Raw genomic sequence first — 12994 nt, 5'->3', positions numbered from 1 at the left:
ATTTTAGTACTTTCTGCAATATATCATACTTTTCCGGCAGGATACAAGCAGTAAATAAATATATGGTTAAAAACTATCAATCGGCAGTTACATATAGGATGGATCGATTGGATGTTATTTCATGCATGACTTATAATATGACTATATTGTTAAAAAAACGACACAGTTCGACTTGCGGTTTTAAGAGAGGCTGGTTCGTCATAATGAGAAGGAGGATGGCATCATGAGCACCGGAAGAGCAGGTAACAGAAATCAAACCAGTGCGGTAGACTGGAAAACGGTAATTATATTTGTCTCCATCGCATTGAGTTCCCAATGTGGAGGAGGATTTGCCGCTGGCTCCACACCCTGGTCCTATTTTTTCTTGAATACGGGATTTTACGGAATGCTCCCAAAAGTAACACAGTCTTATTTCTGCCTGTTCATGCCGCTTGTGGTAGCGGCAATCAACTGCTTTATTATTTATTTTTTTATGAAATTTGCCATGGATTTCAAGACCTTTGACTATGGGGTGTTTCTGAAAAAATACGGTTCCCGTTTTATGGGAGGCAAGCTTGCAAAACCCATGCAGATTGTGTACGAATTTAACTTTAACTGGCTTTTGATTGTTTGTATGGCTCTTGCCTACTCCTCCTCCGGATCAGCGCTGGCAGAGTTGACGGGTATGCCTTATCTGCTTACCACCTTTGCCGTTGGCATCATCATGTTTGTTCTCTGCATGAAGGGAGCTGGGCTGGTAAGAAAAAATGCGGTTTTTATGAGCGCAGTAATTTTTGTCACTTTACTGGCAATCCATGTTCCCAACCTGTTTTATAATATCACCTGCGGCAGGCTGGCAAGCGAGCTGGGAGTAATGGGAGATTCCTTGAATAAGGGAATTGCATCAGGAGCCGGAAGCTTTTTGAGCTACCTTCTGACTGCCCTTTGCTGGGCCTACATATTTTCCGGACAGAATCTTGGCGGCTTCGGGGCCTATGTGAACCACGCACAGATTTTTAAAAACAAAAGCACTTTGCGCTGGGCAGTGGTCCTTTCTGTTATATTGAACTGGATCTTTCTTGAGATGACAGTGGCTAATTTAGCTTCCAATTATTCTGAGGTGTTAGAAGGCTGGAAATCTGGAAAGGCGGTATATACCATTCTGGTGGTGCAAAACGGCTTTGGGGGAGAGCGGATTAAGGCGGTTTTACTGACGCTCATTACCATCTCCATCTTTTTTGCCACAATCTCCACGGCCATCAATTATGCTCAGGGCTTTAACGACCGTGTGCTCAACTGGTATCAGAAAAAGACAGGAGAAAATCCGGAGACTGCAGCAGCAAAGAGAAACAAAAGAGGCGCTTTGCTCACTTTGTTCTATATTATAATGACCTGGGGCGTTTCTCAGGTAGGGCTTACCAGCCTTGTTTCCAAAGGGCTTACACTGGTATCCTATATTAATTTATTTACACTCATAATTCCCACTTTGATCAATGTACTGATTGGCTGGCGGGATGGTGATTACTCAAAAGAATAAATAAGAAGGGGCAATATGATGGAAAAAGAAAACAAAAAAACATTGAAACAAAAGAACTCAATCGGCGGAAAAATTACAAACAAGAACAAGTCAATTAACAGGAGGCTTCTTTTTGGGATTATCGGTATGGCAGTTTCCATATCAGCAGTCTACGGGGTGATTAACGGCCTGATGTTTTACCGGGATGCCAAGAAAAATATTGAGCTTCGTCTGACGGAATGTGCCACTGCCTATAGCCAGTCAGTGGAGAATTCCATTGATGTCTACAGAACCAGGATTGAATTTATTGCACAGAATGCGGAGATTACAGATCCATCCTTAAGTACGGATCAGAGAACCCAGTTACTTTCTCAGATTGCAAAAGACAACGGTTTTGCAACACTTTCCATCGCAGGTGCTGACGGGAAAACCAGCGATGGAGGGGAGGTCAGTGAACGGGAGTATTTTAAGCAGTCTATTGCAGGCAATACATATATTTCCTCCACAATTGTGAGCAAAGTAACCGGTAAAACCGTACTGATTGTATCTGCAAAGGCAAAGAGCAAAAATTATAACGGAATCGTCATCGCAACTCTGGATTCCGATACCTTCAGCACTATGATTGATGGTGTAGCGGTTGGGGAGTCCGGCTATGGATTTATTATTGATAAAGAGGGAAAGATTATCGCCCATAAAAACAGAGACCGGGTGAATGATCAGACAAACTACATCGAAATAGCAAAAACAGATAAGAACTATCAGGGAACATCCGATGAGATGAAGGATATGATAGAAGGAAAGACAGGAATCCAGACCGTTAATTTCAAAGGGGTAAATATGACCACTGGTTATACTCCCATAAAGGGCACGGATGGCTGGTCCATTGGTGTGGTGACAAAGGAATCGGAGATGATGTCAAGCTTTCGCACCTCCATCTTTAGCACCATGATCATCACTCTGATTATGATCCTCCTGTCATTTGTTATTGCCTTCCGTATTGCAAAACCTATTGTTGAGCCTATTTTAACTCTGGTTAACAGAATCCGCCTTCTGGAAGAAGGAGATCTTCATTCGCCCGTTCCCCAGATCAATACAGGCAATGAACTGGAGACGCTTTCCAGATCATTTACAGGTACAATATCAATTTTAAACAATTATATCAATGAAATTGCAGTCATACTCTCCAGTCTGGAAAAAGGGGACTGCACGGTCAGCGTAAACCAGGATTACAAAGGAGATTTTGTGCAGATAAAGGATTCCTTAAGAGGAATTATTTTAAATCTGAATTCTGTTTTAGGAAACATCCGTGTGTCTTCCGATCAGGTAGCAGAAGGGGCAAAGCAGATATCCGGCGCTTCCCAGTCCCTTGCTACCGGTGCAACGGAACAGGCTGCTACGGTGGAGGAATTAAACGCTTCTGTCTCAACGGTATCCAGTCAGGCAGAGGAAAATGAAAAACGGGTTGAAAATGCAGCCAGATTTGTAAAGGAAGCTGTATCAGGAGTCAGGGAAGGAAATGAATATATGGATAAACTGGACTGCTCCATGATAGAAATCGGTGCGGCATCAGAGAAGATTAAAAACATTACAAAAGTAATCGAGGACATTGCATTTCAAACCAACATCCTGGCTTTAAACGCTGCCGTGGAATCGGCCCGGGCAGGAGAGGCAGGAAAAGGGTTTGCGGTAGTTGCGGATGAAGTACGTAATTTAGCGGCAAAATCCGCGGAGGCAGCAAAGCAGACGGCGGACTTAATCGGTCATTCTGTAACTACGGTAGCAGAGGGAGGAAAGCTGGCAGACCAGTCTGCCCATATTTTAAAAGTAGTGGAAGAAAAAGCAGGTCTGGTAGATGAAATTATTCAGGAAATTGCTGTGGCATCAAAGGAGCAGGTGCAGGCAATGGAGGAAATAAATCAGGGATTATCCCAGGTATCCACAGTAGTGCAGAATAACGCGGCCACCTCCGAGGAAAGCTCTGCATCCAGTGAAGAACTGGATTCTTTGGCCCAGTCACTCAAACAGGCAGTGGAGGCATTTAAACTGAGAGAAAACATTTAGAATTACAAATTTCATAAGAAGTCCGTTTTTTGCGTCAGTATTTCGCCGCAAAGAGCGGACTTTTTTTAAGTCATAATTTGTCCCACTTTTCATATATTGAGGTAAGAGGAGGGATGAGAGTGGAGAGAAAAGACGAGCTGATCAATCTGTTTTCGAAAAACATAAGAGAAATCTTAAATAAGGTGGTCTTAAGCTTTGACGAAGTCCAGGAAATAAGGCTCCGCGTGGCGGCCCCTCTTATAATGGTATACAAAAACGAGGAGTCCTATTTAACCAGATCAGGGGAGATCAGTAAGAGGCTGGAAGATGCATATATAATCTCAAAAAACGAATTGAAGGAAACCATGGAATACATGAGCAATTACTCTTTGTATGCATTTGAAGAGGAACTAAAGCAGGGCTTCCTTACGGTACAGGGGGGACACAGGATTGGTATTGCTGGCAAGACAATCCTTGATGAGTCTGGCATAAAAACCATGAAATACATATCTTTTATGAATATCCGTCTGTCCCATCAGGTGAAAGGCTGTGCTTCACCCATACTGCCTTTCATTTATAAAAATCACAGGGAAGTATGCCATACGCTTATTATCTCCCCTCCCAGGTGCGGAAAGACCACGCTGCTTCGAGATCTGATCCGTCAGATATCAGATGGCTCCGGGGAGTTTGAAGGAATGAACGTGGGGGTGGTAGATGAACGGTCTGAGATAGGAGCCTGTTATCAGGGGGCACCACAGAATGATCTGGGAATCCGCACCGATATTTTAGACTGCTGCCCCAAGGCAAAGGGGATGATGATGTTAATCCGCACCATGTCTCCCAGAGTGATTGCAGTGGATGAAGTGGGAAGCAGGGAGGATTTAGACGCCATAGAGTATGTGATGAACTGCGGATGCAAGCTGATTGCAACCGTACACGGCAGTTCCATAGAGGATTTAAAGCAGAAGCCGGTGCTAAGAACCCTTTTGGAAGAACAGATTTTTGAACGGTATATCGTTTTAAACAATTTAGGAAGAATTGGAAATATTGACCAGATCTTTGATTCCAGGGGAACACAGCTTTATAAGGCAAATATATACCAGACCGGATACCGGCCGGATAAGCAGGAGAGCAGGGCATATGGTTAATACATGGTTGAGACTGACAGGGGCAGCCCTTGTAATTATATCCTGCTCCGGTCTTGGTTTTTATATGGCGGCTCAGTGGAATGAGCATTTAAAGACAGTGGAGCATTTAAGAAAAATGGTTTTTCTTTTAAAAGGAGAGATCGTCTATGCCAATTCTCCCCTTGCCGAAGCTTTTGAGCGGACAGGCAGGAAGGCAGGGGGGCAGATGGGAGACTTGTTTTTAAAGGTTTCAGAACGGTTAATGGGGCAGAGAGGTGAAAGCTTTTACGGAATCTGGCAGGAGGAGATTGACGGGCTTCCCAAAGCGGTGTGCCTTTCCGGCGAGGATAAGCAGAATTTAAAGGGTCTGGGTGAGCATCTGGGATATTTAGATACCGGAATGCAGGAAAGGACAATCCTCCTTTATCTGGAGCAACTGGATCTGACAATCGGATATTTAAGAAATCATAAGCAGGAAAAAAGCCGGTTATATACAAGTCTTGGCATTATGGGCGGTTTATTCCTGACCATAGTCATGTATTAAGGAGGATAGCATGGGAGTCAGTTTGATATTTAAAATTGCAGCAGTGGGAATCCTGGTTTCCGTCATCTGTCAGGTATTAAAACACAGCGGGCGGGAAGAACAGGCATTCTTAACAAGCCTGGCAGGGCTCATTCTTGTGCTGTTCTGGCTGGTACCTTACATCTATCAGCTGTTTGAATCCATAAAAAATTTATTTGCATTGTAGGTGAGAATATGACGGTTGTATCCATAGCTGTTGTGGGGATTGTGTCAGTACTGCTGGCAGTTTCCTTAAAAGGAATGAAGGGGGAATACGGAACCTTTCTGGTCCTTGCGGCAGGGTTTTTTATCTTTTTTTATGGGGTTGGGAAGCTTACCACAATCCTTGATACCATGAAAGAAATCCAGTCCTATATAAAAATCAACAGCGTCTATCTGGCCACTCTGGTAAAGATGATCGGGATTACCTACATAGCGGAGTTTGCTTCCGGAATCTGTAAAGATGCGGGATACGGCGCGGTAGGGACCCAGATTGAAGTTTTTGGAAAGCTCTCCGTACTGGCAGTCAGTATGCCAATTCTTCTGGCACTGATTGAGACATTGCAGGTATTTTTATCATGACAGGAGGAAGAACCATGAAAAGGAGGTTTCTGTTTCTTGTGTTTCTTTTGTGTTTTCTTCTTCCCTGCAGCCTTACCTGGGGGGCAGAGCCTCAGACCAAAGATAAGGAGACAGAGGTTACCCAGGAACTTGATCTGGACCAGTATGATTTAAGTGATATCCAGAAATTTCTGGATAAGAGAAATGGAAATCAGGGGCTGAATCTTTCCTTTCAGGATTTGATGAAAAGTCTCATGGATGGAAAACTGAATGAAGTTTTAAGCCAGACCGGAAGTGCTTTAAAAGAAATGCTGATAGGCGAGATTGAAACCAGTGGGCATATGATGGGACAGATTCTTGTGCTGGGCATCATTGGGGCGGTTTTTTCTAACTTTTCCAGCGTATTTACCGGCAGCCAGATTTCAGAAACCGGATTTTTTGTTACCTATTTATTATTGTTTACATATCTGGCAGCCAGCTTCTTTACCAGCATTACCATAGTCAGTGATGTGGTGGGGCAGATACTGGGATTTATGAAGGTGCTGATGCCTGCGTATTTTCTGGCGGCAGCATTTGCGGGAAGCAGTGCAACGGCAGTGGCATCCTATGAGTTTACCCTGGTGGTTTTATCTGCAGCACAGTGGCTCTTAGGTTCTGTACTGCTGGCACTGATCCGGGTGTATGCCCTTTTGGTCATGGCAGGACATATCGCAAAGGAAGACATGCTTTCCAAGCTGACGGAGCTGCTGGAACAGGTAGTTTCCTGGAGCTTAAAAACCCTGATTGGAGTGGTGCTGGGCTTTCATCTGATTCAGTCCATGGTACTTCCTTATATAGATTCCTTAAAGACTGGTGTTTTTCAAAAGCTGGTGGGTGCAATTCCAGGTATTGGACAGGGCGTCAGCTCGGTGGCCCAGATGGTGCTGGGTTCCGGCGTACTGATTAAGAATACCATCGGAGCAGCCGGTATCCTGATTCTGCTTGTTCTTACCATTGTTCCCATCTTAAAGCTTGTTATCTTAATGTTGTTTTATCAATGTGTGGCAGCCCTTTTGCAGCCGGTATGCGACAAGCGGATCATTTCCTGTATCTCTGATATGGCAAAGGGACACAAGATGCTGTTGTCTGTTGCTGTATCAGGAATGATTTTATTTATCGTTACCATAGCACTTGTGTGTGCCTCAACCAATGTTACCTATTATACAGGGTGAGCGGCATGGAACAATTATATGAATGGATCAGAAACATTACTTATTATCTGATTTTTATTACTGTGGCAGAAAATCTGCTGCCAAATAAAAAATATGAAAAATATATAAAATTCTTTGCCGGAATGGTGCTCATTCTTCTTGTGTTAAAGCCAGTTACAGGAGGATTAAGACTGGATGACAAACTGGCCTATTCGTTCGAAGCCATCAGTCTGAAAAAGGAAGCCGGTGAATTGTCAGGGAAAGTTTCTAAAATGGAGGAAACCAGGCTGAAGCGCATGATTTCCGGTTACGAGAAAGCGGTGGGAACAGATCTGGAGACGATGGCTGAAACAGCTGGGTTTTCCTGCGTAGAGACCAGTGCAGAAATCAACAGTGATCAGTCCAGTGATCGTTTCGGCCATGTGGTGAAGGTTTCCCTTGTGGTTACCTCCGGTAAGCAAGAAATGGAGGCAGAGGAGGCAGCTTCTGTTGGCAGCAATCTGGATCCGGTTAAGAAAATAGAGGATGTAAAAAATATTAAAATAACAGTAAAAGAATCGGATCAAAGTAACGAAAAAAGTATAAAAGACGAAAAAAATGAAGAGCAGAAAGAAAATTCCAGTCTTTCTGGTCTTAGAAGGAGGATTGCGGAATATTATGGTTTGGAGGAACAGGATATTGAAATTCAAATGGAAGATGGGTAAGGATAAATGGCTGATCCTGCTGGCGGTTGGAATGATAATCCTGATCCTTACATTTCCGTCAGGTCCGGGAATTGCAAAGAAAGTGGAAAAGACTGCACAAAAAGAAAATAAGCAGCAGACCACTTTACAGCAGGGAATTGTGACACAGCCTGCAGACGGAGATGCTGCCGTTTCCGTTTCCGCTCAGCGGACCTATGAAGAAGAGCTGGAAGCCAGGGTGAAGAAAATTCTAAAAACCGTGGACGGTGTCGGTCAGGTGGAAGTGATGATTGTATTAAAATCTTCAGAGGAAAAGGTCTTAAGAGTGGATAAAGACAATTCCAGTTCCTCTACGGAAGAAAATGATACATCCGGAGGAACCAGAAAGATTACAAGTGCGGAATTAAAGGAGAGTACCATTCTTACCGGTCAGGGAGAAAATACGGCTCCCATTGTGGAGAAAGAAATACGTCCGGAAATAGAAGGAATTATCATCAGTGCCCAGGGCGGAGGCAGTCCTACGGTAAAAGCTGAAATTTCCAGTGCCATGGAAGCATTATTTAACCTGCCCCCACATAAAATAAAAGTATTAAAGAGGGTGGAATAAAAAGGAGTGTCAGGTATGAAAAGTTGGAAAACAAGCAATGAACCCAAAGTCCCGAAAACCCCAAAGAAAATGGATATGAAGAAACTGTTTCGAAGAAACCAGATTATCATTACAACTCTGGCAGTCATGATTGCTGCCGCCGGATATTTAAATTATGCCGGAAAGCAGGAAGCAGCCTCCCAAACCGATGCTTATGAAGCTGGTATGACTGATATTTCCGAAGAAGACATTTTGGCGGAGAACCAGGCATTAAATGGCAGCGATTCCAGTAAGGATATCGCCAGTCTGGATCAGGATGCCGAAGATATTGACAAACTGGCAGCAGCAGAATCTGCAGGCAGCGCAGAGAATGAAACAGCCGATAGCACACAGGTAGCTGCAGAGAATGAGACAGCAGCCAGTCTTGCAGAGGGAGAAACCCAGGCAGCAGATACAGGTCTTGACAATCCTGGAGAGGCTGTTTTAACCAGCGGCATGAACGTAGCAGATTACATATCAAACGTGCAGTTAAACAGAGAACAGGTAAGAGCAAGAAACAAAGAAACACTGATGAATTTAATCAACAATCCGAATATTGAAGAGGCTGCAAAACAGCAGGCAATTCAGGAAATGATTGACATGACCGCAATTGCTGAAAAAGAGAATGCAGCAGAGACGCTTCTGCTCGCAAAAGGGTTTGCTGATCCGGTAGTCAGCATTTCAAACGGAAAAGTGGATGTAGTCGTTAATGCAGCCAGCATTACAGATCCACAGCGTGCCCAGATTGAAGATATCGTGAAGAGAAAAACAGAGGTTGGAGCAGAGAGTATTGTCATTACTCTGATGAAACTGGAGGAGTAAAAAGCCTTTGCAAACAGCTGACAATTTTGCTATAATGATTCCAGAACCCAGAAATACGATAAGGAGGGAATCGAAGTGGCTGAATTGGAGAACAGAAATACTCATAAAGTATATGAAAAAGATAAAATCGGTGAAGTACAGATTGCAGATGACGTTGTGGCGATCATCGCAGGTCTTGCTGCGACAGAAGTGGACGGAGTAGATTCCATGGCAGGCAACATCACCAACGAACTGGTGGCGAAGCTTGGCATGAAAAATTTATCCAAAGGTGTTAAGGTGGAACTGACGGAGGAACACGTTTCCGTAGATTTGTCCTTAAACATCAAATATGGTTACAGTATACCTTCTGTCAGTGAAAAAGTACAGGAAAAGGTGCAGAATGCCATAGAGAATATGACTGGTCTTTCTGTTCTTGATGTGAATATCCGTATTGCCGGAGTAGCACTGGAAGAAAACAAATAAAGTTTACGTTAACAGCGGGGAGAACCGGACAGAGGTCCGGTTCTCCCCGCTGTTTTTTTGCCGAAAAATAAAATTATCCTTGTAATGAATCAGGACAGGATTTATAATGGACCATATTGTGAATCGGGAGATTCTTAAGGACAGGTGTTTTTTTATATGATAAAACGTAGAAACGGGGGGAACTATCCGACGAATTTGCTGATCCTGGTAAGTCTTGTAATGACAGTGATTATCGGCATCTGCGTTTTAAATTTCTATTATTTTCATGAAGTGGAACGGAGTCTGTTTCTGCAGACCCATAGAGATTTAAAGCAGGAGAATGATAAAGCACTGAATTATATTGAAACCATGATGCAGACCAAATTCGAATGGCTGGAATTGTTTGCGAGTTATTGCGAGCTGCCGGATGGAACAGGCAGAGAGCAGTGGTGGGAGCAGGTGCAGGAATACGAAAAAGAAGATTCCAGGTTCGGGGTTGCTGATGCGTCGGGAACTCTTTATTTTGGGAACTATGAAACTCAGGATATTTCCTCTCGTGACTATTTAAAAAAAGCGCTGGATGGTGAAAAGAATGTATCCGGTCTGTTGAAAGGAAGCTTTAACGGCCGGGACAGTATCGTTCTTTCTGTTCCCATAATCAGGGACGGTGCAGTGAAGGGCGCAGCATGCCTGGAAGTGTCTGCCGATAAACTGAAGAAATATTTAAGCGATACGCAGTTAAGCCGTTACGGAGCCAATATGATATTTCAGAAAGACGGAGAGATTCTGATCACATGTGATGCGTGTGAGAATCAGATTTCTCTTTTTGAAATGCTTGAAACCAGAGAATTTGGACCGGGCCAGACTCTTGAAGAGATGAAAAATGGAATTAACAGCCATCAGTCCGGTTATATTACTTATTATGAGAATGATTACAGGCGCCTTCTTTACTATCAGCCGATGGGAATCAATGACTGGTTTATGGCTACCTTTGTTGAGACAGAGGGATATGAGAATACCTTTCATCAGATCAAGGAACTTTCTGCAAAATTTATTGTAGGATCGACCTTCCTTTTAGTTTGCGGGTTATTACTGGTTCTGGGGATACTTCATATCAGGAAAAAAGAAGAAAAGCGTCTCCAGAAGGATTATCTTACCGGTGTTTACACAAGAGAAACAGCAAAAAAACTTGTGGAGCATGGACTGAAAGCCGGGGGAAAAAACCGCTTTTATGCATGTATGTTCCTTGACATCGATGATTTTAAGAAAATAAACGATACCTTCGGTCATCATAAAGGTGATCTGGTTCTTGTACAGGCAGGCCAGATTTTAAATTCCTGCACAAGACAAGAGGATGTAATCGTCCGCTTCGGAGGAGACGAATTCTGCATCTGGCTGTATGGAATGAGAGGCAGGAAACAACCGGAAGCCATTGCACAGCGTATCATCAATGCCTTCCGTTTATCAGGAAAGGTCCATGCCAGCATTGGAATCACTTTGATTGAAGAGGATGAATCCGATTACGATGCGATCTTAAAACGAGCGGACCAGGCACTATACCAGGCGAAAGGAAAAGGGAAGAACCAGTTTGCTGTCTATAATTAAACATCCCATACAGGCACATAAAAGTTTCTATTGTATAAAAAACCCTGTTAAGGTATAATAATTCCAAACGTCCAGCAAAATCACCAATAGGAGGACCATGGTAAATGACCAGAAGTAAAATGCGTGAACACTGCTTCAAGATGCTTTTCTGCGCTGATTTTCACCCCGCAGAGGAGAAGCTTTGGCAGCTTAATCAATATTTTGAGGAACCAAAAGAGGATGATTTCAATACGGAAGGGATAGAAGAGATTGTCCATGACGTGGAAATGAGTGAAGAGAATTCTGCTTATTTAAAAGAAAAGACAGAGGCAGTCATGGATAAAATTCCGGAACTGGATGAAAAAATAAATGAAGTGGCAGAAGGCTGGAAGACAAGACGTATGGGAAGAGCAGAGCTTACCATTCTTCGTCTGGCTCTTTATGAGATATTATTTGATCAGGATGTGCCAGAAAAGGTAGCCATCAACGAGGCGGTGGAACTGGCTAAGAAATACGGCGGCAACGAAGCTCCGGCTTTTATTAACGGAGTTCTGGCAAAGCTGGTGTAATTATGGCAGGTGCTTATTCCGTAACCCAGATCAATGCTTATATTAAAAATATGTTTGCCCAGGATTTTGCACTGAACCGGATTTCCATCAAAGGGGAAGTGTCCAACTGCAAATATCATACTTCCGGTCATATATATTTTACCTTAAAAGATAAAGCCTCTTCTATTTCGGCAGTCATGTTTGCCGGATCCAGGAAAGGTCTTTCCTTTCATCTGGAAGAGGGACAGCAGATTGTCGCAAAGGGGAGCGTTGAAGTCTATGAAAGGGACGGAAGATATCAGCTTTATGCCCAGGAGATTACGAAAGAGGGAATGGGAGATTTATTTGAACGTTTTCTGAAGCTTCGTACGGAACTGGAGGAAATGGGGATGTTTTCCCCGGAATATAAAAAAGAAATCCCCAGATATGCAGACCGCGTGGGAGTAGTGACTGCCCCCACAGGCGCAGCAATCCGGGATATTATGAATATATCTGCCAGGCGGAACCCCTTTGTACAGCTGTATCTTTATCCGGCACTTGTACAGGGCAAAGGTGCTGCAGAAAGCATTGTAAAAGGTATTGAAGCTCTGGACCAGATGGGACTTGATGTTCTCATTGTGGGAAGAGGCGGCGGATCGATCGAGGATCTGTGGGCATTTAATGAAGAAGTGGTTGCCAGAGCGATATTTAACTGCTCGGTACCTGTAATTTCAGCGGTTGGTCATGAAACTGACGTGACCATAGCAGATTATGTCGCGGACATGCGGGCGCCCACCCCATCCGCGGCGGCAGAACTTGCAGTATTCGATTATAAACAGTTTAAAGAACAGACGGACAGCATCCGGTATACCTTAAGAACCATGTTGGAGCGGAAGCTGGAACGCTGCCGCTTTTATGCTGACCAGTATAGCTTAAAGTTAAAGTATTTTGATCCCAGGCGGGGAATTCGTGAGCGGAGACAGCGTCTTCATGATCTGGAGGAGAAATTAAACAGCCTGATTCATCGCCGGATTGAATCGGAGAGAAGACACTTAGACGAATCGGCTCTTGTTATGAGCCAGCTTATGGAAAAGCAGAGGTTAAGAGACAGGCACAGGCTGGAATTACTGGCAGGACGTCTTCATGCCTGTTCACCGCTTACAAAAATAGGCGGCGGATATGCTTTTATTACGGATTCACAAAACCGCCGGATCGATTCTGTTATGCAGGCAGAGAACGGAGATCTTCTTCATCTCACACTGATGGACGGAACGATAGAAGCCGAAGTAACAGCAGTGGAACCAAAGGAAGTGTCAGAGGCAGATAAATAAGGAGAA

Annotated in this window: 14 protein-coding genes; all 14 read left to right on the top strand. The window is 43.8% G+C overall.

Going from position 1 to position 12994, the window contains the following annotated elements:
• Positions 1–223 precede the first annotated feature (223 nt).
• The 14 genes from CRO04_RS26735 to xseA all read left to right on the top strand — a co-directional run bounded on the left by CRO04_RS26735 (position 224) and on the right by xseA (position 12988).
• Positions 224–1516, top strand: a complete 1293-nt coding sequence (locus tag CRO04_RS26735; protein ID WP_242974336.1) for a hypothetical protein — start codon at positions 224–226, stop codon at positions 1514–1516.
• Positions 1517–1531: 15 nt separating this feature from the next.
• Positions 1532–3556, top strand: a complete 2025-nt coding sequence (locus CRO04_RS04650; RefSeq protein ID WP_097003049.1) for a methyl-accepting chemotaxis protein — start codon at positions 1532–1534, stop codon at positions 3554–3556.
• A gap of 119 nt (positions 3557–3675) precedes the next feature.
• Entirely contained in the window at positions 3676–4683 is a 1008-nt protein-coding gene (gene spoIIIAA, locus CRO04_RS04645) for a stage III sporulation protein AA (protein WP_242974335.1), read from the top strand.
• The gene (locus CRO04_RS04640) at positions 4676–5206 is read left to right on the top strand and encodes a stage III sporulation protein AB (RefSeq protein WP_097003047.1); all 531 of its coding nucleotides are present in this window, start codon (positions 4676–4678) and stop codon (positions 5204–5206) included. Before spoIIIAA ends, CRO04_RS04640 begins: the two co-directional genes overlap by 8 nt.
• 10 nt (positions 5207–5216) lie before the next feature.
• Positions 5217–5411 (top strand): stage III sporulation protein AC, encoded by a 195-nt coding sequence (spoIIIAC, locus tag CRO04_RS04635; RefSeq protein ID WP_097003046.1) that lies wholly within the window; start codon positions 5217–5219, stop codon positions 5409–5411.
• An 8-nt stretch (positions 5412–5419) separates the two neighbouring features.
• Entirely contained in the window at positions 5420–5806 is a 387-nt protein-coding gene (gene spoIIIAD, locus CRO04_RS04630) for a stage III sporulation protein AD (RefSeq protein ID WP_097003045.1), read from the top strand.
• A gap of 14 nt (positions 5807–5820) precedes the next feature.
• Positions 5821–6996 (top strand): stage III sporulation protein AE, encoded by a 1176-nt coding sequence (locus tag CRO04_RS04625; RefSeq protein ID WP_097003044.1) that lies wholly within the window; start codon positions 5821–5823, stop codon positions 6994–6996.
• A gap of 5 nt (positions 6997–7001) precedes the next feature.
• Positions 7002–7679, top strand: coding sequence for a stage III sporulation protein AF (locus CRO04_RS04620; RefSeq protein ID WP_242974334.1), 678 nt, complete (start codon positions 7002–7004; stop codon positions 7677–7679).
• Positions 7633–8265 (top strand): stage III sporulation protein AG, encoded by a 633-nt coding sequence (locus CRO04_RS04615; RefSeq protein WP_097003042.1) that lies wholly within the window; start codon positions 7633–7635, stop codon positions 8263–8265. Before CRO04_RS04620 ends, CRO04_RS04615 begins: the two co-directional genes overlap by 47 nt.
• 15 nt (positions 8266–8280) lie before the next feature.
• Entirely contained in the window at positions 8281–9105 is an 825-nt protein-coding gene (locus CRO04_RS04610; protein WP_207654393.1) for a SpoIIIAH-like family protein, read from the top strand.
• A 75-nt stretch (positions 9106–9180) separates the two neighbouring features.
• Positions 9181–9567 carry an Asp23/Gls24 family envelope stress response protein gene (locus CRO04_RS04605; RefSeq protein WP_097003041.1) on the top strand — a complete coding sequence of 129 codons (387 nt, stop codon included), beginning with the start codon at positions 9181–9183 and terminating at the stop codon, positions 9565–9567.
• Between the two features lie 156 nt (positions 9568–9723).
• The gene (locus CRO04_RS04600) at positions 9724–11151 is read left to right on the top strand and encodes a sensor domain-containing diguanylate cyclase (protein WP_097003040.1); all 1428 of its coding nucleotides are present in this window, start codon (positions 9724–9726) and stop codon (positions 11149–11151) included.
• A 104-nt stretch (positions 11152–11255) separates the two neighbouring features.
• Complete coding sequence (gene nusB, locus CRO04_RS04595; protein ID WP_097003039.1) at positions 11256–11699, top strand: transcription antitermination factor NusB; 444 nt, start codon at positions 11256–11258, stop codon at positions 11697–11699.
• 2 nt (positions 11700–11701) lie between these two features.
• Positions 11702–12988 (top strand): exodeoxyribonuclease VII large subunit, encoded by a 1287-nt coding sequence (xseA, locus tag CRO04_RS04590; protein ID WP_097003038.1) that lies wholly within the window; start codon positions 11702–11704, stop codon positions 12986–12988.
• The last annotated feature ends 6 nt before the right edge of the window (positions 12989–12994 follow it).

The organism is Lacrimispora amygdalina, assembly GCF_900205965.1.
Taxonomy (GTDB): domain Bacteria; phylum Bacillota; class Clostridia; order Lachnospirales; family Lachnospiraceae; genus Lacrimispora; species Lacrimispora amygdalina_A.
The sequence above is the reverse complement of the archived record's forward strand: the minus strand, read 5'-3'. Positions and strand labels throughout refer to the sequence as shown.

What these genes read in the sequence shown, in the direction of transcription:
- CRO04_RS26735 (WP_242974336.1), top strand. Translation starts at nt 224, where the DNA reads ATGAGCACCGGAAGAGCAGGTAACAGAAATCAAACCAGTGCGGTAGAC.
- CRO04_RS04650 (WP_097003049.1), top strand. Translation starts at nt 1,532, where the DNA reads ATGATGGAAAAAGAAAACAAAAAAACATTGAAACAAAAGAACTCAATC.
- CRO04_RS04640 (WP_097003047.1), top strand. Translation starts at nt 4,676, where the DNA reads ATGGTTAATACATGGTTGAGACTGACAGGGGCAGCCCTTGTAATTATA.
- spoIIIAC (WP_097003046.1), top strand. Translation starts at nt 5,217, where the DNA reads ATGGGAGTCAGTTTGATATTTAAAATTGCAGCAGTGGGAATCCTGGTT.
- spoIIIAD (WP_097003045.1), top strand. Translation starts at nt 5,420, where the DNA reads ATGACGGTTGTATCCATAGCTGTTGTGGGGATTGTGTCAGTACTGCTG.
- CRO04_RS04625 (WP_097003044.1), top strand. Translation starts at nt 5,821, where the DNA reads ATGAAAAGGAGGTTTCTGTTTCTTGTGTTTCTTTTGTGTTTTCTTCTT.
- CRO04_RS04620 (WP_242974334.1), top strand. Translation starts at nt 7,002, where the DNA reads ATGGAACAATTATATGAATGGATCAGAAACATTACTTATTATCTGATT.
- CRO04_RS04615 (WP_097003042.1), top strand. Translation starts at nt 7,633, where the DNA reads ATGGTTTGGAGGAACAGGATATTGAAATTCAAATGGAAGATGGGTAAG.
- CRO04_RS04610 (WP_207654393.1), top strand. Translation starts at nt 8,281, where the DNA reads ATGAAAAGTTGGAAAACAAGCAATGAACCCAAAGTCCCGAAAACCCCA.
- CRO04_RS04600 (WP_097003040.1), top strand. Translation starts at nt 9,724, where the DNA reads ATGATAAAACGTAGAAACGGGGGGAACTATCCGACGAATTTGCTGATC.
- nusB (WP_097003039.1), top strand. Translation starts at nt 11,256, where the DNA reads ATGACCAGAAGTAAAATGCGTGAACACTGCTTCAAGATGCTTTTCTGC.
- xseA (WP_097003038.1), top strand. Translation starts at nt 11,702, where the DNA reads ATGGCAGGTGCTTATTCCGTAACCCAGATCAATGCTTATATTAAAAAT.